We start from the raw sequence: 20,644 nt of genomic DNA on the forward strand, positions 1-20,644 counted from the left end.
TGCGCGGCGCCGGCGCCAATGGACGGATTGGTTGCCCGCCGGGCAGCGGCAATGGAACGGGAGCGGGCCGGGGCCATCAGGCTAGGCCGGGACGGAAACCCGCAGCATCGCCTCGATCTTCCCACGGCACCCGCCGCAGCCGGTGCCCGCCCGGCAGGCCGAACCCACCTCGGCAACCGTGCCGCAGCCTTCCTCCACTGCCCGGGCCACCTGGCCATGGGTGGCGCCGGTGCAGCGGCACAACTGGTCATCGGCACTTGCCGCCACGAGCGATTCGGGCATGGCCGGGTCATCGAGCCGCAACAGCGTGGAACGATCCCGGGGCAGCGTGCTGCCCCGTTCGAAGGCCAGTACCAGCTCGGCGCCGGTGCGCGGCAACCCGATCGCCAGGAACCCGGTGAGCACCTCGTCCTCGGTGACCAGCTTCAGGTACTGGCCCGCCCGCGGATCGGCAAACACGCTCACCCGGGCCCGGCCCTCCTCCCACGGGCCGGCCATCACGTTCCCGGCAACCACCAGCTCCAGGCCCAGGCCCTTGAGCATCAACACGTTTGAGGACCCCCGGGCCGGTGCCGCGGTGCCGGGATCCAGCGGGCGGCTCGGCTCGCCGGGGGCCGGGGCCCGGTGCTTGAGCAGGAACTCGGCCAGCCAGGCGGCCTGCGCCCAGCCCGGCGCCAACAGGCCGGCCGGCGCCGCCCCGGCAACCTCGGCGCAGTCGCCCAGGGCGAAGACCCGGTTCTCGGTGTCGGCCACCAGGTGCTCGTTGGTCTGGATGCCCCTGCCCACCTTCAACCCGCAGCCGGCGGCCAGCTCGGTGCGTGCGCGAACCCCGCAGGAGATCAGCAGTGCGTCGCCGGCGATCTCCCCGTGGTCCTCGGTCGCCAGCGCGGTGAACCCGGATGGGGTCCGCCGCACGGCGGTGGCCCTGACCCCGGAAACGACCTCGACGCCGGCAGCACGCAGGGAACGGGCCAACAGCATCCCGCCATCGGCGTCCACGGCACGGCCCAGCGGGGCCGCTCCGTGGTGCACCAGCACGGGACGGTGCCCGGCCTCGGCCATGGCCAGGGCGGCCTCGATGCCCAGGATTCCGCCGCCGAGCACCAAGACCCGGCCCCCGGAAACGAGCACCCGGTTCAGTGCAGCCGCGTCCTCGAGGGTGCGCAGCGCCATGACGCCGGCGGGCAGGTTGGCCTCGGCATGCGGTGCGAAGTCCAGCCCGTTCAGTGTCGGGACCACCGGGCGGGCGCCGGTGGCGAACACCAGCCTGTCGTAGGCCAGGGTCCTGCCCGAGTCCAGGAAGACCAGCCGCCGCGAGCGATCCACCCGCGTGACGGTTTCCCCCAGGTGCAGCCCGACGCCCGCCTCGGCCAGTCGCAACGGGTCGATCATCCCCAGGTGCCCGGCGGGAGTCGCACCGGCTGCCACCTCGGCCAGCAGCACGCGGTTGTAGGCGGCGTGTTCCTCGGCGGAAACGACGTCGAGGGTGAACAAGCCGTCGGCAAGGCCCGGAAGCAGGCCCTCGATCAGCGATGCTGCGACAGGGCCGAAGCCAATGACGAGAAGGCGTTCGCGGATTTTCTGGCTCATGATTCATCTCCCAGGGCGTGCAGCGACACCGAAGCGTTCTTGAATGCGGGCATGGCGCTGACCGGGTCCACCGCCGAATCGGTCAGCAGGTTGGCGTTCTGCTCCCCGGCAAAGTGGAAGGGCAGGAACACGGTGTCCAGGCGCACGGCGGTGGTGAGGCTGGCCCGGGCCACCACTTCGCCGCGCCCGTTGCGCACCGCGACGCGTTGGCCCTCGGCGATGCCGTGGGCGCGCGCGGTGGCGGGGTGGATTTCCAGGCGCGCCCCGGGAGCCGCGCCTGCCAGTTCGGCGACCCGGCGGGTCTGTGTCCCGGATTGGTAGTGCTCCAGCAGCCGCCCGGTGACCAGGGCCAGCTGCCCGGCGGTGTGCAGCGGCTCGCCGGAGGTTCCGGGGAACACCGGGACGAACCGGGCCCGGGCATCGGGGTGCGCGAAGCCGTCCAGGAAGAGCCTCGGGGTGCCCGAGCGCTGCCCCGGGATGCGGGACACGGCGTGCTCGGTCGAGCAGGGCCAGTACACCGCGGCCCCGGCGTCGAGGTCGTCCCAGTCGACACCCGAGTAGTCGGCCAGGCCTCCCGCGGAGGCGAGGCGCAGTTCCTCGAACACCTCGCGGGCGTCGGCCGAGAACGTGCCGGGGGACTCCAGCCGCCTGGCAAGTTCGGCCAGGATCCACAATTCCCCGCGTGTCCCAGTCGGTGCTTCCAGGGCCTTGCGCCGGCGCAGCACCCGTCCCTCGAGATTGGTCATGGTGCCCTCCTCCTCGGCCCACTGCAGCACCGGAAGGACCAGGTCGGCCTCGGCCGCGGTTTCCGAGAGGAAGAAGTCGCAGACCACCAGGAAATCCAGGCGGCGCAGGCCGGCCAGGACCTTGGATGCGTCGGGGGAGGAGAGCACGGGGTTGGAACCGTGCACCATGAGCATGCGTGCCCCGGACTCGGTGCCCAGGGTGTGCAGCAGCTCGGTGGCGGGGATGCCGGGGCCGGGAATCGTCTCCGGGTCCACGCCCCACACCTTGGCAACATGTGCGCGGTCGGCGGGATCGGTGATCTTGCGGTAGCCGGGCAGCTGGTCGGCTTTTTGCCCGTGCTCCCGGCCGCCTTGGCCGTTGCCCTGCCCGGTGATGGTTCCGAACCCTCCACCGAGGGTTCCGGGCAATCCGAGCAGCAGGGCGATGTTGATGGCCGCGGTGGTGGTGTCGGTGCCATTGGCATGCTGTTCGACCCCGCGCCCGGTCAGGATGAACACGCCCCCGCCACCGCCCTTCGCGGCGTCAGCGGTGGCGGCCAGCGCGCGGGCGGTGCGCCGGATCTCGGTTGCAGGGACGCCGGTGGCGGCGGCAACGCGTTCGGGCCACCACCCGGCAACCGAGGCACGCAGTCCCGGCAGACCGTTGGTGCGCTTCGCCAGGTAGCGGTCGTCAACCAGGTTCTCGGCCAACAGCACGTGGGCCAGCCCCAGCAGCAGCTGCAGGTCGGTGCCGGGGGTGGGCTGCAGGTGCCGGCCGGATCCGTCGGCGCACAGTCCGGCGGTGGGGGAGCGGCGCGGGTCGACCACGATCAGCCCGCCGCAGGCCCGGGCGTGCTCCAGGTGGCGGACAAACGGCGGCATGGTCTCGGCGACGTTGGAGCCCAGCATCAGGATCATCGAGGCGGCATCCAGGTCCGCCAGCGGGAAGGGCAGGCCGCGGTCCAGGCCGAAGGCCCGGTTGCCGGCGGCGGCCGCGGAGGACATGCAGAAGCGTCCGTTGTAGTCGATGCGGGAGGTGCCCAGGGCCAGGCGGGCGAACTTCCCCAGCTGGTAGGCCTTCTCGTTGGTCAGCCCGCCGGCGCCGAAGACCGCCACCGCGTCGGCCCCGTGTTCCCGGCGAATGTCCGCCGCGCGCTGCGCCAGCATGTCCAGGGCCTCGTCCCAGCCGATCGGTTCGAAGCTGCCGTCTTCAGCGCGGCGCAGCGGGGTGCGCAGGCGTTCGGGGTGGTTGAGCAGGTTCCCCGCGCTGTATCCCTTGCGGCACAGGGCGCCGCCGTTGGTCTCGAAGTCGCGGCCGGCCAACAGCACCGGCTCGCGCGCCTCGACGCCCGGGCCGGGGTCCAGGCTGATGCCGCATTGCAGGGCGCAATAGGGGCAGTGCGTGGGCGTGGTCCTGGTGTCAACGGCTGAGGATGCCATCTAGATGCTCCGCCCGGCAAAGGCTGTGCCGCGGCGGATATAGCAGAACCAGAGAAGGAACATCAGGGCCGCGTAGAGGGCCACGAACAGGACGAAGGCCGCGGTGTAGGAACCGGACGTGGACAGGGAGAGCCCGAGCGCCTGCGGGATCAGGAATCCGCCGTAGGCGCCGATGGCGGAGATCAGCCCGAGCGCCGCGGCGCCCTTGCGTGCCGCCGAGACGTTGCCGGTGGCGGTTCCTGCACGCAGTGCGAAGACGATGGGGATCATCCGGTAGGTCGAGCCGTTGCCGATGCCGCTGGCGGCGAAGAGCACCAGGAACAGGGACAGGAAGACCCAGAAGTTTGCCGCCGGAAGGATCATGACCACGGCCAGGGTCACCAGGCCCATGACTCCCAGGGCGCCCAGGGTGATGCGCGCCCCGCCGTGCCTGTCGGCAAGCTTGCCGCCGGCGGGCCGGGCGAGGGAACCGACCAGCGGGCCGAGGAAGGCCAGGGAGAGTGCCGCGGTGCCCAGGGCGAAGGTGGAGTAGTCCGGGAAGGTGTCACGGATGAGCTTGGGGAAGACCGCGGAGAATCCGATGAAGGAGCCGAAGGTGCCGATGTACAGGGCGGCGATGATCCACAGGTGCGGTTCCTTCAGGCAGGCCAGGGCACCGCGGACATCTGAACGGGCGTTGGACAGGTTGTGCATGTTGCGCTTGGCGCCCCAGGCGGCCAGCAGGATCAGCGGGATCCAGATCAGCCCGGCCAGCGGAAGTTGCAGCGAACCCGCGGCGAAGACGGTGATGGCGATGGGCACCAGCAGCTGGGCCACGGCCGCACCGAGGTTGCCGCCGGCGGCGTTCAGGCCCAGCGCCCAGCCCTTCTGCGAGGCGGGGAAGAAGTAGGTGATGTTGGCCATCGAGGAGGCGAAGTTGCCGCCGCCGAATCCCGCAAGGCCCGCCAGGGTCAGCAGCACCCAGAAGGGGGTGGCGGGGTTCGAGACCGCCAGGGCCAGGCCGCCGGCGGGTATCAGCAGCAACAGCGCCGAGACAATGGTCCAGTTGCGTCCGCCGAAGCGCGCGACCATGAAGGTGTAGGGAATCCGCAGCGTGGCACCGACCAGGCTGGGCATCGAGATCAGCCAGAAGAGCTGGCCGTTGTCCAGATCGAATCCTGCGGCCGGCAGGTAGACGGCGACGACGGCGAAGAGCTGCCAGACCACGAAGCCCAGGAATTCGGCGAAGATCGACCAGCGAAGATTGGTGCGGGCGGTGGCCCTGCCGATGCCCTCCCAGAATGCCGGGTTTTCCGCATCCCAGTTGTGTACCCAGCGTCCCGGACCCATCTCGAGACCGGTGTGCGTGGTCGGCATGCCCGTGCGATGTTGTTCTTGTTCTAGCTGTGCGCTCAAGGCGTCTCGTCCCCTCTTACCTGGTGGCTGATGCCTTAAGCATCCCGGGGAGAGGTTTCACCTGGCCGCACTTGGTGTTGCGGGAAGCGAACATGTGGATCACCGCGGAGCCTGGGCGAGGGAGGAAGCGGAAACCTGCCAGAAACACGCGCACCCGGGGGCAGTGGACGAATGTTTCCACGGCGGTATCCAGCGGGCCTGGCCCCGGCAGCAGCGTATGGCCACCGGTGCATCGACCCTCCAACGCAAGGTCGCGGGGTGGCCACGTGGGCGGATTTCGAACCGGGCGACCTACTCCGCGGAGCCGAGCGTGAGATGCGCAACAAGGTAATGCGATGCGGTGCCGTATCGGAATTTTTCCGTGAATCACCTGTGTTGGGCACCGTACACAGCCCATACGTTTGGAGAATTCATGTAGATCGCACTTTGGATCGTCACCGCAATCTTTGCCGCCCTCTGCGCCATGGCCGGCACCATGAAGGTCATCAAGCCCTACCGCGACATCCGTTCACAGATGGAGTGGGTCGAGACGATGACTCCGGCGCAGTCCAAGGGCATCGGGATCGACGAGGCCCTTGGCGCGATTGGCATAGTCCTGCTGGCAGCCTTGAGAATTGCACCCTGACGCACCCCCTATCGCGGCATTCGGTCCAACGGAATCGGACGACGATCCGTTGGTTGAATCCGCGTCGGGGATCGGTGAGTTCGTGCCGGCGGTGGGTATCCAACCGGAAGCCTTGGCAAGTGGTGCCTATAGGCGACGAACTGTTCCAAATGTTCAGGTAATTGAACCATTCCGTTACGTGCGGAAACTTGTTATTATCTGAACATGGACGAAGAAACAAATAAGATGGCACCCCCTCAAGGGGCAGAAGAGCTACTAACGATGGCGACATCCATACTCCGCGATCGGTTGCCCTTGGACTGGTCAATCACCAACTTCTCGGACGTCTCGAAGGCCGATAACGCCATTGCAGACTTGATCCTCGAAGCACCGGACGGGCATCGTGCAGAGATCCAAATTGATGTACGGTCGCGGTTCGAGCCACGGGATGTGGCATCTGTTTCGGAAACCATCTCACGGAACAAGAACTCCGATGCTGGAAACATCGACATGGTGGTGACCCGGTACCTCGCCAAATCGACTCGGGATCGATTGTCGGAAGCGGGGGTCTCATATATTGATCTAACTGGGAACATCTGTCTCAGGTCGAACAAACCTGCATTATTCATCTCAGATCGTGGTGCTGACAGTGATCCATGGCGTGGGCCGGGACGCCCACTAGGGACGCTTAAGGGAGCTCCTGCCGCCAGAGTTGTTCGAGCGCTTCTGGACTTTCCGGGCCCGTGGAAGATTCGTGAGCTGGTGGACATCTCAAAGGCTTCAACAGGTTCGGTCTACAGAGTGGTCGAGTTCCTTGAAAACGAAGCGCTACTTGTGCGCACGGAGGACCGCAGCATTTTGGTTCCTGAGTGGCCACGATTGCTTCGAAGATGGAGCGAGGACTACCAGTTCCTGCGATCCAACCGTGTAACCCGGTGGAACGCGCCCCGGGGGATTGAAGCGTTTCTGGAGAAAGTAGCGGGAAATAAATCTGGGGAATACGCCGTCACTGGTTCCATTGCTGCAGCGAACTGGGAAGCGTATGCACCCGCAAGATCGGCCATGGTTTACTGCCAGGATTCACAACAACTTGCTGAGGAAAACGGATTGCGTCCTGCAGAGTCGGGTGTCAATGTCCTCTTGGCTCAGCCGGCAAACGACGTAGTTTTTGAACGCAGGGTCGCACGAAGTGACGGACTTCTGCTGGCCGCCCCGACCCAAACAGCAGTAGATCTCATGACCGGTCCGGGGCGAGCACCATCGGAAGCGGAAGAACTCTTGAACTGGATGATGAAAAATGAGCAGTCATGGCGATAACACCCAAGACCTGATGGTCATGACGCGGGCGACGCTCCTCGATGCTTTGGAAGCTTTGCGAGAACACCGGGAATCAGTCATTGTGATCGGCGCACAGGCAATCTATCTGCGTACTGGCGGCTTGGATGTAGCCTTGGCCGAGTCGACAAAAGACAGCGATATGGCAATTGACCCGCGGTCGCTTGGACGCGACCCGTTGGTCGAAGCAGCAATGAGAAACGGTGGTTTCCTTCCATCGGCGAATAAGCAGCCCGGCGCTTGGGTGAGCGCCAACGGAATTCCGGTGGATCTAATGGTTCCACAGGCATTTGCTGGAGCGAATCGTCGGAGCGCAAACATTCCTCCACACGACGCCAATGCCTTCCGAAACGCTCGTGGATTGGAAGCTGCCCTTGTCGATTGGGACAAAATGGACATTACAGCGATCGATCCGGCGGACGACCGAACCATTAACGTCAAAGTTGCGGGGCCCGGCGCATTGTTGGTTGCGAAGCTCCATAAAATCGCAGAACGCGTGAATACACCGCATCGGCTCAACGATAAGGACGCACACGATATCTATCGGCTGCTCAGGGCCACCGAGACCGAAACGCTTGCAACGATCATTTCGAAACTTCTAGAAAATGAGCTTTCTACTAAAGTTACTCGCGAGTCCCTAGATTCTCTACGAGAACTTTTTGCACTAGGGCCCGATGCTCTGGGCTCAAAGATGGCGGGCCGCGCAGAAGAAGGCATCGGTGAACCGGAACAAGTGTCTGTATCAGTTAGCTTCCTCGCGCAAGATCTGCTCGATGAATTGATGCCGTACCCCGGCGATTGAATGCAGCGGCGATATGCATCATGGCAACCGGCCCGCTCTATATGTTTTCCGTTTACGGGGAGTACACAAGCCAATGGCCGCATCCGATGAATCGGATGCGGCCATTGGCTTGTGTTTTTGTGTTTGTTCGAGTGACTACTTCTTCAGGTGGTCAACCAGCTGCGAAGCAATGCCGTTGTAGGACCCCGGAGTCAGCGCCAGCAGGCGTGCCTCGGCCTCGGTGGACAGGCCCAGCGAGGAGACGAACTCCTGCATGCGGGCCGCGTCGACGCGCTGGCCGCGGGTCAGGTCCTTGAGGCGCTCGTACGGGTTTTCCATGCCCTCGACACCGGCGATGGACTCGGCGCGCATGACCATCTGGATGGCCTCGCCGAGCACCTCCCAGTTGTGGTCGAGGTCGTCCGCAAGCACATCTTCGGCAACGTCCAGGCGGTCAAGGCCCTTGGCGACGTTGGAGATCGCCAGCAGCGAGTGGCCGAAGGCGGTGCCGATGTTGCGCTGCGAGGAGGAGTCGGTGAGGTCGCGCTGCCAGCGGCTGGTCACCAGGGTGGCGCCCAGGGTGTCGAGCAGGCCGTTGGAGATCTCCAGGTTTGCCTCGGCATTTTCGAAGCGGATCGGGTTGACCTTGTGCGGCATGGTCGAGGAGCCGGTGGCGCCGGCTACCGGGATCTGCGCGAAGTAGCCGATGGAAATGTAGCTCCACACATCGGTGCACAGGTTGTGCAGGATCCGGTTGAAGCGTGCCATGTCCGCGTAGAGCTCGGCCTGCCAGTCGTGCGACTCGATCTGGGTGGTCAACGGGTTCCAGGTCAGCCCCAGGCCCTCGACGAAGGTGCGCGAGACTTCCTGCCAGTCGGCAGACGGCACCGAGGCGTAGTGGGCGGCATAGGTGCCGGTGGCGCCGTTGATCTTGCCCAGGAACTCGGTCTTTTCGATGCGGTCCAGCTGGCGCGCCAGGCGCCAGGCCAGCACCGCCAGTTCCTTGCCCAGCGTGGTGGGGGTCGCCGGCTGTCCGTGGGTCCGCGAGAGCATCGGCACGTCGCGGGATTCCTCGGCCATGGCGGTGATCTGGGCGACCAGCGTGCGTGCAGCCGGCAGCCACACGTTCATGACCGCGTCCTTGACGCCCAGGGCGTAGGAGAGGTTGTTGATGTCCTCGGAGGTGCAGCCGAAGTGCACCAGCGCGGTGAGGTTCGCGATGCCGAGGCCCTCAAGGCGTCGGCCGATGTAGTACTCCACGGCCTTCACGTCGTGCACCGTAACGGCCTCGATCTCGGCCAACTCGGCCACGGACGCGGCGTTGAAGTCGGTGACGATCTTGCGCAGTGCTGAGCGCTGGGCCTCGGTGAGCGGGGAGGTGCCCGGCAGCACGGAGTTGTCGGTCAGGTGGATCAGCCACTCGACTTCCACGTGGACGCGGTCGCGGTTCAGGGCCGCTTCGGAGAGGTGGTCGACCAGCGGGGCCACGGCGGCACGGTAACGACCGTCCAGGGCACCAAGGGCGAGGGGTTCGGATGCAAGTGAAATGCGCGCGGAATCAGCCATGGTGCCCATTCTTTCATGATTCATCCGCATGGCGCCCGGGACGTGACGCCGCGCACGTCGCATACGGGTCGCATTGGGTTTCGGTTGGTTATCCACATGTTGCGGCCATCCGTCCTCCGGCGGCCCGGAGTGCTGTCAGCCTTGAACCCAACAAACACGACCGAGCCACCGGCACGAAGACGGAAAGGGTGCGGCAGAAAAGATGCTTGAAGCAATCGCCGATGAAATGCTCATGCGGGTGGTCGCCACCCAGGCTGCGGTGTATCGGGCCCGCGAACAACTCGAACAGGTGCTGCGCCTGGAATGGGAGTCCCCGGCCGGCCGGGCGTTCCGGGACCGGGCTGCCGAACTGGCAGCCAAGGTCGCCGACCTGGACACCCGGCTGGAATCGGCCCGCGGTGAAATCTGGTCCGCCCGGTCAGACCTGGCCGAGCTCGAATCCACGATCCTGTCCACCCTGGGCACCCTGGGGCCCATCGTGACGCCCGGAGGATTGCCGCGCGGGTTGCTTGGCGGGTTCTAGGACAGGGAAAAGGAGGCGAAACGACCATGGGATACGAAGTACGCGGGGGACCGGGATCCATCCGGTTCACCCTGACCGAACTCGAACGAACCACCTCGATGCTCACCCGGACCGGAGCGGAACTGCTCGAAGGTGCTTCCCTCCTGGCCCGGTTCCCGCAATTTCCCGCGGCCATGTTGGCGCTGGGCACGCTGATGCTGCGGGCCCGAGTCATCGGCGCCGTGCAGTCCCTGGCCGAGGCCGCCGGATCGTGCACCGCACGGGCCGCGGAGGCCGGGGTGCTCGCGTTGGCGGTTGCCACCGCGCGGAGCACCTACGAACAAGCCGAATTCGCGGCGCAGCGCGGGATGAACGAGGCACGCGGGAGCCTGTTGCCCCTGACCGTGATGTGGGACCTGGCCAACAACAAGGGCCGGCCACGTACCCAAACCACCGAGGACCTGATCAACGAGATGCCGAGCATCCTTGGATTCCCCTTCGGGTTCTTGCGCGACACCGAGCACGGAGGCATGTTCAAGGACCCGCTGGCCGAGCGGCTCTATCCGCAGCTCACCGAGTTCCTGCGTGACCAGAACCTCCTGCACCTGGCGCCCATCAAGGTCCGCGGACAGGGGCCAGACCGCGTCGTGCAATTCGACGGGACCATCGAAACCCTGGTCGAGCTGCAGAAGCTGGCGGAGCGGGAACCTCCGGGCAGCCTGCTGGTCACCCGGTTCGAGGACGACGAGGGGCCCGTCTATGTCATGACGATCCCGGGTACGCAGTCGGATCCGCTCAAGGACATCAACGAGAAGTTCCGCCGGATCAGGGGAACGGAGTCGGAACCGGAACTGGGCAATCCCTGGGACGGCACGGGCATTGTTGAGGGGATGGGCAACGACTCGAAGAACCTTATCCCGTCCGTCGAGGAGGCCTTGCGGAAATCGGGTGCCAACGACGGGGACCGCGTGGTGGTCACCGGATACAGCCAGGGCGGGATCCACGCGGTGAACATCGTCAACGACGAGCATCTCAACAAACTCTTCGACTTCCAGCACCTGACGACATTCGGTTCCCCGACGGGACAGGTCCCGATACCCGAGGACACCCTCGCGCTGCACCTAGAGGACAGGAACGACTTGGTTCCGGGCACCGATGGGAGCAGGAATCCCGAGGAACGCAACAGATTGACGGTCGTCTTCGACGGCCCCGACGGATCAGTCGAATTGGGCACCGACGGGTTCGGCGAGGCCCACAAGCTGGAGAACTACGAATCGCATGCCAGGGACTTGCGTGGCTCCAAGGACCCGGGAGTCATAGAATCCCTGGGCCTGTTGGGAACCCTGTTCGGGCAATCCCGGCGCGGGAAGGTGCATTCCTTCCGGCTCGGGCGCCAACCCAAGCCGGAAATGAAGCTGCCGAAGAAAGACGAGAAGCGCGAGCGCCTTTCCAGGATCACCCCGGGACGCTAGAAAGCGAAATTCCAGACGGTTCCAGGAACCGATGCGCGGCGCATCAACGCTTGGCCGGTGCGGCCCAGCCCATCAGGGCCGAAACGATGGAAATGATCACCGAACCGATGATGGCATCCCAAAAGAACCTGTCGACATGCAGCCCCATGGGCAGGTACTGGGTCAACCAGGAGGTCAGCATCAACATTGCGGCGTTGATGACCAAGGTGAAAAGGCCAAGGGTCAAACAGGTGATGGGCAGCGACAGCAGGCTCACGATCGGCTTCACCACCGCATTGACCAGCCCAAAGACCAAGCCCACCACCAGATACGCCAGGACCACGCCCAACGTGGCATCGGTGGACGGTGCGGTGGTGACGGTGATGCCGGGCACGACCCACGCGGCGGCCGCAAGGGCCAGCGCGTTGATCACCACGCGGAAGATAAACGCAATCATGGACCCAATAATGGCACACCGCATCCGGGCCTCGCGGCAGTGAAACAGTCTTCCCGGAAGCTTGGCAGGAATGATGCGACACATGGGGATTGCTTGGGTGGCAACAGATAGGGTGTAAGGCATGACCACCGAAAATCCCGCGCCCCTCGATCCGGTCCAGCCCCGCACCATTATTGGTCGGATGCCCAAGTACGCTGCTGGCAAGCCGCCGCGTGAGGTGCCGGGCCTGAGCGCCTTCAAGCTCTCCTCGAACGAGAATCCGCTGCCGCCGATCCCCGAGGTGATGGACGCGATCCGGGCCCAACTCGAGATCAACCGGTATCCGGATCCGCTCTCGACCAAGTTGCGCAATGCACTGTCGGAGTTCCTGTCGGTCCCGGCCGACGACATCGTCACCGGCGCCGGATCCCTCGGTGCGCTGACTCAGATCCTGGCCACCTTTGCCGGCCAGGGTGACGACGGCGTGCAGGACGAAGTGGTCTTTGCCTGGCGCTCCTTCGAGGCCTACCCGATCGTGGTGGAAACCGCCGGAGCCCTGCCGGTGCAGGTTCCACTGCTGGCGGATGGCCGCCACGACCTGGACGCCATGGCCGCAGCCGTCAACGAGAACACCTCGGTGATCCTGCTGTGCACACCGAACAACCCCACCGGCCCTGCGCTGCGCACAGGGGAAGTCGAAGCGTTCATTGCCAAGGTTCCTTCCAACGTGTTGATCGTCATCGACGAGGCCTACCAGGAATTTGTGCGCGACCCGCAGGCCGTCAACGGGATCGACACTTACCGCAGGCACCCCAATGTGATGGTGCTGCGGACCTTCTCCAAGGCCCACAGCCTGGCCAACCTCCGCGTGGGATATTCGGTCTCGCACCCCGAAGTCACCAATCACATCCGGGTCGTCGCCACCCCGTTTGCTGTCTCCTCGGTGGCCGAGGATGCGGCGGTTGCCTCCCTGGCCCACTTCGACAAGGTTGTGGAAAGGGTACAAAAGGTCGTTGACGAACGAACCCGCGTTGTTGCCGGCCTGCGGGAGCTTGGATGGCAGATTCCTGACGCCGACGGCAACTTCGTCTGGCTGCAACTGGGTGCCAATACCGCTGAATTTGCCGAGCTGGCCTCGGAACAAGCGTTGGCAGTGCGTGCCTTCGGCAACGAGGGGATCCGCGTGAGCATCGGGGAGGTTGAGGCCAATACCCGGTTCCTCGAGATTTGTCGGAACTATCCAAAAGCCCCGACGCTTTCCTAGGCGCGGATAAGTCGTGGTTTGCGGCAATCCACCGTTAGGCTAGAACAGACAATCCCGCTATATGCCCCATGGGGAATGTATTCCGCATGGGGCATATTTCATGTATGTAAGGACGCCCTCGGTATGACCAACACCGTGCACGAGCCCTCGGAGCAAGCGCTGATACAGCTACTTACCCCCGAAGGGGAACGTCGCTCACACGCCGAGTACGACAGCTACATCCAGGACGTCGACGCGGAAATGTTGCGTGGGTTCTACCGCGACATGGCATTGACCCGCCGCTTCGACCAGGAAGCCACCGCGCTGCAGCGCCAGGGACAGCTGGCCCTGTGGGTTCCCCTGCGCGGACAGGAAGCGGCACAGATCGGTTCGGGAAGGGCCACCCGCCCGTCCGACTACATCTTCCCCACCTACCGCGAACACGGCGTGGCACTGACCCGCAATGTCGACTTCCCACAGATGCTGCGGATCTTCCGCGGCATCTCCAACGGCGGCTGGGACCCGAGGGAAAACAACTTCCACATGTACACCATGGTGCTCGCGGCCCAGATGCCGCACGCCACGGGCTATGCCATGGGCATCCAACGCGACCAGGCCGGCTGGGACGCCGAGCGCCTCGAAAAGGACGGCGAGGCGGTCGTCGCGTACTTCGGCGACGGTTCCTCCACCGAGGGCGAGGTCCATGAATCCATGGTCTTCGCCGCCAGCTTCAACTCCCCGGTCGTCTTCTTCTGCCAGAACAACCAGTGGGCCATCTCGGTCCCGTTCCACGTGCAGTCCAAGGTGCCGTTGGCCGACCGCGCCGCCGGCTACGGCTTCCCCGGAATCCGGGTGGACGGCAACGACGTGCTGGCCGTGCTGGCCGTGACCCGCTGGGCACTCGAGCGCGCCCGGCGCGGCGAGGGCCCGGTGCTGATCGAAGCGGTCACCTACCGGATGAGCGCCCACACCACTGCGGACGACCCCACCAAGTACCGCCTGGATGCCGACGAGGAAGCCTGGGTCGGCCGCGACCCGCTGGCCCGCCTGGAGAAGCACCTGCGGGACAACGACCTGGCCGACGAGCTGTTCTTCAAGCAGGTCGCCGTTGACGGCGACGAGATGGCCACCCGCGTCCGCATCGAAGCCATGGCGTTCCCGGACCCGGAACTCTCCCAGTCCTTCGCCAACGTCTACGCGGAGGCACACCCGCTGATCCAGGAAGAGCTCAAGTGGCACCTGGAATACGAAGCAGGATTCGCCGACACCACCGAGGAAGGGGCCACCCGATGAGCACCACCACGATGACCCTGGCCAAGGCCATCACCGCCGGACTCGACAAGGTCCTGGCAAGCAACCCCAAGTCCCTGCTCATCGGCGAGGACATCGGACGCCTGGGTGGCGTTTACCGCGTCACCGACGGGCTGATCGACAGCTACGGCGCCGACCGCGTCATCGACTCCCCGCTGGGCGAGGCCGGGATCATCGGCACCTCCATCGGCATGGCGATCCGCGGCTACGCCCCGATCGCCGAGATCCAGTTCGACGGCTTCGTCTTCCCCGCCTTCAACCAGATCACCACCCAGCTGGCCAAGATGCGCGCCCGCTCCGAGGGCCGCTTCGGCGCCCCCGTGGTCATACGCATCCCCTACGGCGGCGGCATCGGTTCCATCGAACACCACTCCGAATCCCCGGAGGCGCTCTTCGCGCACACCGCGGGCCTGCGCATCATGGCGCCGTCCAATGCGCACGACGCCTACTGGATGATCCAGCAGGCCGCCGCCTGCCAGGACCCGGTGATCTTCTTCGAGCCCAAGCGCCGCTACTGGCTCAAGGGCGAGGTCGACACCGAAAACCCAGCCGCCGACGCCTTCAAGGCCCAGATCATCCGTCCCGGCGAGGACGCCACCATCGTCACCTACGGCCCGCTGGTGCCCGTCGCCCTGGCCGCGGCCGAGGCCGCGCGCGAGGACGGCCGCTCGGTGGAGGTCATCGACCTGCGCTCGGTCTCCCCGATCGACTTCGACACCATCACCGAGTCGGTGGAAAAGACCGGCCGGCTCATCGTCACGCACGAGGCCCCGACCTTTGGCGGCATCGGCGGGGAAATCGCCGCCCGCATCTCCGAGCGCGCCTTCCTCTCGCTGGAGGCCCCGGTCATCCGCGTCGGCGGCTTCCACATGCCCTACCCGGTGGCCAAGGTCGAGGAACAGTACCTGCCCGACATCGACAAGGTCCTCGAGGCCCTCGATCGGTCCTTCGCCTACTAAATTCGCAGGTGCGCACCTTTGCCACCGCACCGCAGACGCAAAGTTTCTCACAAGGAGTGAAGACGATGAGCACCTTCAATCTTCCCGATGTCGGCGAGGGCCTCACCGAGGCCGAAATCGTCAGTTGGAAAGTCAAGCCCGGTGACACCGTGGCCGTGAACCAGGTCTTCGTGGAGATCGAGACCGCCAAGTCGCTGGTCGAGCTGCCCAGCCCGTACGCCGGGGTGGTCAAGGAACTGCACGGCGCCGAGGGCGAGACCCTGGCCGTGGGTGCTGCGCTGTTCACGGTGGAGGAGGCCGGTTCCCGCCCGGCCCCGCTGGCCAACGTGCCCCAGGTGGCCGACATCGCCGAATCCGACACCCCGGTCGCCAGCGAGGAACCGGGCCCGCTGGTCGGCTCGGGTCCCAAGGCCGATGCCGTCAAGCGCCGTGCCCGCACCAACCGCCCGGCCCCGACCAGGCCCGCCAGGGCCGCGGGCGCAACGGGTGCCCCGGTGATCCCGGCCGCGCTGGCCGACACCATCTCCCGCCGCGCCGCCGAGATCGGCCAGGCCTCCACCCGGTTGACCGCAGCGGCCAAGCCCGCCGTGGCCGCCTTCGTGGACCGCGTGCTGGCCAAGCCGCCGGTGCGCAAGGTCGCCAAGGAACTCGGCGTGGACTTGACCGAGGTCACCGGCACCGGAGGCCAGGGCGAGATCACCCGCGACGACGTGCTCTCCTACAAGTCCCAGCGCGAGGCCGAGCGCGATGCGGCCCCGATGTTCTGGTCTTCCCAGGGCGTGGAGCTCGACGAGCGGATCGTGCGCACCCCGGTGCGCGGGGTGCGCAAGGCCACCGCCAAGGCCATGGTCGAATCGGCCTTCACCGCCCCGCACGTGTCGATCTTCGTGGACGTGGATGCCTCCCGGACCATGGAGTACGTGGCCCGGCTGAAGAAGAGCCGCGACTTCGAGGGCATCCGGGTTTCCCCGCTGCTGGTGCTGGCCAAGGCCGTCATCTGGGCGGCCGCCCGAAACCCCTCGGTCAACGCGTCCTGGGTGGAGACCGAGAACGGCGCCGAGATCCAGGTCAAGCACTTCATGAACCTGGGCATCGCTGCGGCAACGCCGCGCGGGCTGATCGTCCCGAACGTCAAGGAAGCCCAGAACCTGTCCATGCGCGAGCTGGCGATCGCGCTGAACGACCTGGCCGAGACCGCCCGCGCCGGCAAGACCTCCCCGGCCGACATGGCCGGCGGCACCCTGACGGTGACCAACATCGGCGTGCTGGGCATCGACACCGGAACACCGATCATCAACCCCGGCGAGGTCGCGATCGTCGCCTTCGGCACCATCCGACAGAAGCCGTGGGTCGTCGACGGTGCAGTGGTGCCGCGCTGGATCACCACCCTGGGCGGATCCTTCGACCACCGCGTGGTGGACGGGGACCTGTCGGCCCGCTTCATGGCGGACGTGGCGGCCATCATGCAGGAACCGGCGCTGCTGCTGGACTGACACACAGCGGGACAACCTGTCGGTCCGCGGCCGGTGTGTGGAAGCGATTCCGCGCACCGGCCGCGGCACTTTCCCGCGCTGGCAATTCCACCGGTGCTGGGGCACAGTGGAAAGCGTATCGACGTCCGATTATGCACTCGCGCACAAGGAGACCACCGATGAGCATCAACCGGGCAGCCGCCGCATTCGGTGTTGCATCGCTGCTGGGCATGGTTTTGCTGGCCGGCTGCGCAGATGCCGCACCCCGCAAGACCTTGAACCAGAGCACCATCGATTCGAGCCCCTTCGGCCCGCCGCAGGTGCCCTCCGCCTACCCCGGGGAAGATTCCGGCAGCCCGGGCCCGACCCCCACCCCGGCGGCCTCGAGCCAAGCGTCCGGCGCCCGGGTCCCCGCAGGCGAGATCGACACCACCGGGTGGAAGAGCTTCAGCACCCAGGGAGTGGGCTTCACGTACCCGGCCGACTGGAACATCGAGGAAGACGACTGCAGCGACTGCAACTCCACGGCCAAGGCACTGGCTGACCCGTTCGCCAAGTGGGACCTCGAAAACTCCGACGGCGACGAGATCGCGGAGTTCCGGGCCGACAGTGCGACGGACACCGACGGCGACATCGCAACCTACACCCGCACCGTCCTGGAATCCACGCCCCTGGACGCCGGCTTCCACCAACCGGCCGAGGTGCTCTTCGAACACATGGTGATCCAGGCGCCGGGCAAGAAGACCGAGCAAAAGGTCGTGCTGATGATCAACGACTCCGCCGCCACCAAGGCGCGCGGCGAGCGCCCGGCGCTGGACTTCTTCACCCCGGTCAAGGGCCTGGCCAGCCAAATGGCAAGCACCGACGACCTGGCCGAGGAACTGGGGTTCGACGACGACCAGGTGAGCCTCGACGATGCCAGGAAGATCATGCGAAGCAAGGAATACCGGCAATTGCGGGCCGTCATGCTCAGCGTGCGGATTCAGAAGTAGCATGGAAGTCGACCAACCCACGTACCGACCGGGAAGTGCCGAGTGAATCACCAGCTGTACATCAAGATCTGTGGACTGAGCACTCCCGCGACCGTGGAAGCGGCCGTGGAGGCCGGTGCGAACGCCGTGGGATTCGTCTTTGCCCCCGGCAGCCCCCGGACCGTGGACCCGGAACTCGTCAAGACGCTCGTCGCCCGGGTGCCCGCGGACGTCGAAACCGTCGGGGTCTTCCGCAACCAGCCGCTGGACCAGGTCATCGACCTCGCCAAGCGGGCCGGCGTGGGCACCGTCCAGCTGCATGGCGACGAGCCCTACGCGGATGTGCAGGCACTGCGCGAGCAGGGGTTTGCGACGCTGCGGGCCCTTTCCTTCGACGACTACCGGGCGCTGGCCCCGGCGGAACGGGAACGCTGGGAGGCCGAACGGATCCTGCTGGACGCCGTGGAACCGGGCGCCGGGGTCACCTTTGACGCCTCGGAGCTGCTGGCGGAACCGCCCGCCGGAACCTGGATACTGGCCGGGGGGCTGAACCCCGGCAACGTCGCGCGCCTGGTTCAGACCCTGCAGCCTGCCGGGGTCGATGTCTCTTCCGGGGTCGAATCCAACCGAGGTACCAAGGACATCGGGCTGATCGAGGCATTCGTCGCCGCGGCCCGGTCCGCCGAAGCCACGGCCCAATAGGCGCAGCGTCCTTCGCCCCGGAGGATGCTGGAATGGCGGCCACGCCGACGACTGATACTTTTTGGCTCTGAATCGAGCCGATACATGTATTTCCCATAAGTAATCTTTGCGTCCTAATCTGGCAGTGGAGCACATCAGTGCCCGCGACCGGAGGGTGGACGACGTGGAAGTGCGTCAGATGCGTTACTTCATTGCCGTGGCCGAGGAAAAACACTTCGGCCGCGCGGCGCAACGCCTGCACATGGCCCAGCCCCCGCTGTCCCAACAGATCAAGGCGCTCGAGGAGCAGCTGGGCACCCAGCTGCTGGTGCGCACCACCCGCAAGGTCGACCTCACCGCTGCCGGCGAACTGCTCCTGGCCCGGGCCAGGTTGCTGCTGGCCGAGATCGAGAAGCTCGAACAAGACGTCAAGCTCGTGGGCCAGGGAGCCAGCGGCGTGCTGCGGGTTGGCGTGTCCGGCACCGCCACCTACCGTCTGATGCCCATCATCGTGCAGGCCGCCCGGAAACACATGCCGGGCCTGCGCCTGAGCGTGCAGGGCGAGATGCTCACCCCCGAGATGGAAATCGCGCTGGAAGAGCAGCGCGTGGACGTCGCGGTGCTGCGCCCGCCGATCCGTTCGAACCAGTTGAGCCTGAAATTCCTGGAGAAGGACGAACTGGTGGTGGCCCTGCCCGAGGACCACGAACTGGCCTCGCGCGGGCTGCTTGAGCTCGCGGACCTGGCTGATGAACCATTCATCGCCTACCCGTTGAGCTCCGCGGTGAATGCCATCTCCACCGAGGCCTGCCGCCAGGCCGGGTTCAGCCCCCGGATCGTCCAGGAAACCCAGGAAACCTCCACCCTGCTTTCATTCGTTGCCGCCGGGATGGGCGTTGCCCTGGTCCCCACCGCGCGACGCATGTTTGCCCTGCAAGGCATCGTCTTCCGCCAGTTGCGCAATGCGCCAGCGGTCGACCTTGCCGTTGCCTGGAAGACCGACAACGAAACAGCCCTGCTGAAGAAGTTCTTGGACCTCTTCGAGACTCCAGCCACCACGGAAGGAAACCAAGCGTGAAAATCCTGCGCATTGAAGCGATTCCCTATTCGATTCCCTACAACCACCCGCTCAAGTTTGCCAGCGGGGAGGTCACCGACGCCGAGCACGTGCTGGTGCGCATCCATTCGGACGAGGGACTCATCGGCGAGGCCGACGCCCCGCCGCGCCCCTACACCTACGGCGAGACCCAGGCATCGATCATCACCATCATCGAGAATGTCTTCGCCCCGCAACTGATCGGGCTCGATCCATTCGACCGCGGCAAGGTCCATGAGGTCATGGCCCGGACCATCCACAACCAGGTGGCCAAGGGCGCCGTGGACATCGCGCTGTGGGACCTGATGGGCAAGGCGCTGGGGACCCCGGTGCACAAGCTGCTGGGCGGCTATACCGATTCGATGCGCGTCTCGCACATGCTCGGGTTCAAGCCGGCCCAGGAACTGCTCGACGAGGCGCTGCGTTTCGGCGAGGAATATGGCATCACCACCTTCAAGCTCAAGGTAGGACGCCGCCCGCTGGCCCTGGACATCGAGGCCTGCCACGTGCTGCGCGCCGGGCTCGGCGACGACGTGGAACTCTACCTGGATGCCAACCGCGGCTGGAGCGCCAACGAAGCCATGGAGGTGCTGCGACGCACCGAGGGCCTGGGGCTGACGGCCCTGGAGGAACCCTGCGACGCGAAGGAAGCCATGAGCCGCCGTCGCCTCGTGGAGAAGTCCCCGATCCCCATCGTGGGCGACGAATCGGTGCCGACGGCGGGGGATGTCTCGCGCGAGCTGCTCTCCGGCGGCTCCAACGCGATCTGCATCAAGACCGCCCGCAGCGGCTTCACCGAAGCCACCGAGATCCTGGGCCTGTGCACCGGGCTGGGCGTGGATGTCACCATGGGTAACCAGATCGACACCCAGGTCGGCTCGCTGGCCACCGTGACCTTCGGTGCCGCCCACGAGGCCACCGTCCGCCGGGCAGGGGAGTTGTCCAACTTCCTGGACATGGCCGACGACCTGCTGGCCGAACCCATCCGGATCAACGGCGGCCGCATCTCGGTGCGCAACGTCCCGGGCGTCGGCGCGGCCGTCGACGAGGACAAGCTCACCCGCTACCGCCAGAACTAGCACCTAC

The 20,644-nt window shown here is 65.9% G+C and carries 18 protein-coding genes; 13 read left to right on the top strand and 5 right to left on the bottom strand.

From position 1 onward, the window contains the following. Nucleotides 1-81 precede the first annotated feature (81 nt). From J2T21_RS05600 to J2T21_RS05610, 3 genes are read right to left on the bottom strand one after another with little or no spacing between them, the layout of a single operon-like run. Nucleotides 82-1,590: an FAD-dependent oxidoreductase gene (locus tag J2T21_RS05600; RefSeq protein WP_307579328.1), complete on the bottom strand. Its 1,509-nt coding sequence runs from the start codon at nucleotides 1,588-1,590 to the stop codon at nucleotides 82-84. Then, nucleotides 1,587-3,755, bottom strand: coding sequence for a molybdopterin oxidoreductase family protein (locus tag J2T21_RS05605; protein WP_307579330.1), 2,169 nt, complete (start codon nucleotides 3,753-3,755; stop codon nucleotides 1,587-1,589). The genes J2T21_RS05600 and J2T21_RS05605 overlap by 4 nt, the downstream gene beginning before the upstream one ends. Beyond that, entirely contained in the window at nucleotides 3,756-5,111 is a 1,356-nt protein-coding gene (locus J2T21_RS05610; protein WP_307579332.1) for an MFS transporter, read from the bottom strand. Nucleotides 5,112-5,592: 481 nt separating this feature from the next. On the opposite strand from J2T21_RS05610, the gene J2T21_RS05615 reads away from it, so the two are divergent. From J2T21_RS05615 to J2T21_RS05625, 3 genes are all read left to right on the top strand, one after another. Next, nucleotides 5,593-5,775 carry a DoxX family protein gene (locus tag J2T21_RS05615; RefSeq protein ID WP_307579556.1) on the top strand — a complete coding sequence of 61 codons (183 nt, stop codon included), beginning with the start codon at nucleotides 5,593-5,595 and terminating at the stop codon, nucleotides 5,773-5,775. Between the two features lie 204 nt (nucleotides 5,776-5,979). Then, the gene (locus tag J2T21_RS05620) at nucleotides 5,980-7,071 is read left to right on the top strand and encodes a hypothetical protein (RefSeq protein ID WP_307579334.1); all 1,092 of its coding nucleotides are present in this window, start codon (nucleotides 5,980-5,982) and stop codon (nucleotides 7,069-7,071) included. Next, nucleotides 7,052-7,891 (top strand): hypothetical protein, encoded by an 840-nt coding sequence (locus J2T21_RS05625; protein ID WP_307579337.1) that lies wholly within the window; start codon nucleotides 7,052-7,054, stop codon nucleotides 7,889-7,891. Before J2T21_RS05620 ends, J2T21_RS05625 begins: the two co-directional genes overlap by 20 nt. A 135-nt stretch (nucleotides 7,892-8,026) precedes the next feature. On the opposite strand, the gene purB is transcribed toward J2T21_RS05625, so the two are convergent. Continuing rightward, entirely contained in the window at nucleotides 8,027-9,436 is a 1,410-nt protein-coding gene (purB, locus tag J2T21_RS05630) for an adenylosuccinate lyase (RefSeq protein WP_307579339.1), read from the bottom strand. Nucleotides 9,437-9,638: 202 nt separating this feature from the next. Here purB and J2T21_RS05635 point away from each other — a divergent pair, with 202 nt between their 5' ends. Both J2T21_RS05635 and J2T21_RS05640 read left to right on the top strand, forming a co-directional pair. Then, nucleotides 9,639-9,959, top strand: a complete 321-nt coding sequence (locus J2T21_RS05635) for a hypothetical protein (RefSeq protein ID WP_071214129.1) — start codon at nucleotides 9,639-9,641, stop codon at nucleotides 9,957-9,959. Nucleotides 9,960-9,985: 26 nt separating this feature from the next. Then, on the top strand, nucleotides 9,986-11,410 hold the full coding sequence (locus J2T21_RS05640) for a hypothetical protein (protein ID WP_307579342.1): 1,425 nt from the start codon (nucleotides 9,986-9,988) through the stop codon (nucleotides 11,408-11,410). Nucleotides 11,411-11,453: 43 nt separating this feature from the next. Here the strand turns inward: J2T21_RS05640 and J2T21_RS05645 are convergent, their stop codons facing one another. Beyond that, the gene (locus tag J2T21_RS05645) at nucleotides 11,454-11,846 is read right to left on the bottom strand and encodes a phage holin family protein (protein WP_307579344.1); all 393 of its coding nucleotides are present in this window, start codon (nucleotides 11,844-11,846) and stop codon (nucleotides 11,454-11,456) included. A 121-nt stretch (nucleotides 11,847-11,967) separates the two neighbouring features. Here J2T21_RS05645 and J2T21_RS05650 point away from each other — a divergent pair, with 121 nt between their 5' ends. The 8 genes from J2T21_RS05650 (at nucleotide 11,968) to J2T21_RS05685 (ending at nucleotide 20,637) form a co-directional block, all read left to right on the top strand. Beyond that, complete coding sequence (locus J2T21_RS05650) at nucleotides 11,968-13,089, top strand: histidinol-phosphate transaminase (RefSeq protein WP_307579347.1); 1,122 nt, start codon at nucleotides 11,968-11,970, stop codon at nucleotides 13,087-13,089. Nucleotides 13,090-13,212: 123 nt separating this feature from the next. Beyond that, on the top strand, nucleotides 13,213-14,361 hold the full coding sequence (locus J2T21_RS05655) for a thiamine pyrophosphate-dependent dehydrogenase E1 component subunit alpha (RefSeq protein ID WP_307579349.1): 1,149 nt from the start codon (nucleotides 13,213-13,215) through the stop codon (nucleotides 14,359-14,361). After that, entirely contained in the window at nucleotides 14,358-15,338 is a 981-nt protein-coding gene (locus J2T21_RS05660) for an alpha-ketoacid dehydrogenase subunit beta (protein ID WP_307579351.1), read from the top strand. Before J2T21_RS05655 ends, J2T21_RS05660 begins: the two co-directional genes overlap by 4 nt. A 65-nt stretch (nucleotides 15,339-15,403) precedes the next feature. Beyond that, nucleotides 15,404-16,831: a dihydrolipoamide acetyltransferase family protein gene (locus J2T21_RS05665; RefSeq protein WP_307579353.1), complete on the top strand. Its 1,428-nt coding sequence runs from the start codon at nucleotides 15,404-15,406 to the stop codon at nucleotides 16,829-16,831. Nucleotides 16,832-16,989: 158 nt separating this feature from the next. Next, complete coding sequence (locus J2T21_RS05670) at nucleotides 16,990-17,802, top strand: hypothetical protein (RefSeq protein WP_307579355.1); 813 nt, start codon at nucleotides 16,990-16,992, stop codon at nucleotides 17,800-17,802. A 42-nt stretch (nucleotides 17,803-17,844) separates the two neighbouring features. Then, complete coding sequence (locus tag J2T21_RS05675; protein ID WP_307579357.1) at nucleotides 17,845-18,483, top strand: phosphoribosylanthranilate isomerase; 639 nt, start codon at nucleotides 17,845-17,847, stop codon at nucleotides 18,481-18,483. A gap of 163 nt (nucleotides 18,484-18,646) precedes the next feature. Further along, nucleotides 18,647-19,540 carry a LysR substrate-binding domain-containing protein gene (locus J2T21_RS05680; RefSeq protein ID WP_071214501.1) on the top strand — a complete coding sequence of 298 codons (894 nt, stop codon included), beginning with the start codon at nucleotides 18,647-18,649 and terminating at the stop codon, nucleotides 19,538-19,540. Then, entirely contained in the window at nucleotides 19,537-20,637 is a 1,101-nt protein-coding gene (locus J2T21_RS05685; RefSeq protein WP_071214121.1) for an enolase C-terminal domain-like protein, read from the top strand. Before J2T21_RS05680 ends, J2T21_RS05685 begins: the two co-directional genes overlap by 4 nt. Nucleotides 20,638-20,644 lie beyond the last annotated feature (7 nt).

Origin of the sequence: Paeniglutamicibacter psychrophenolicus (genome assembly GCF_030812255.1) — a bacterium.
GTDB lineage: Bacteria > Actinomycetota > Actinomycetes > Actinomycetales > Micrococcaceae > Paeniglutamicibacter > Paeniglutamicibacter psychrophenolicus_A.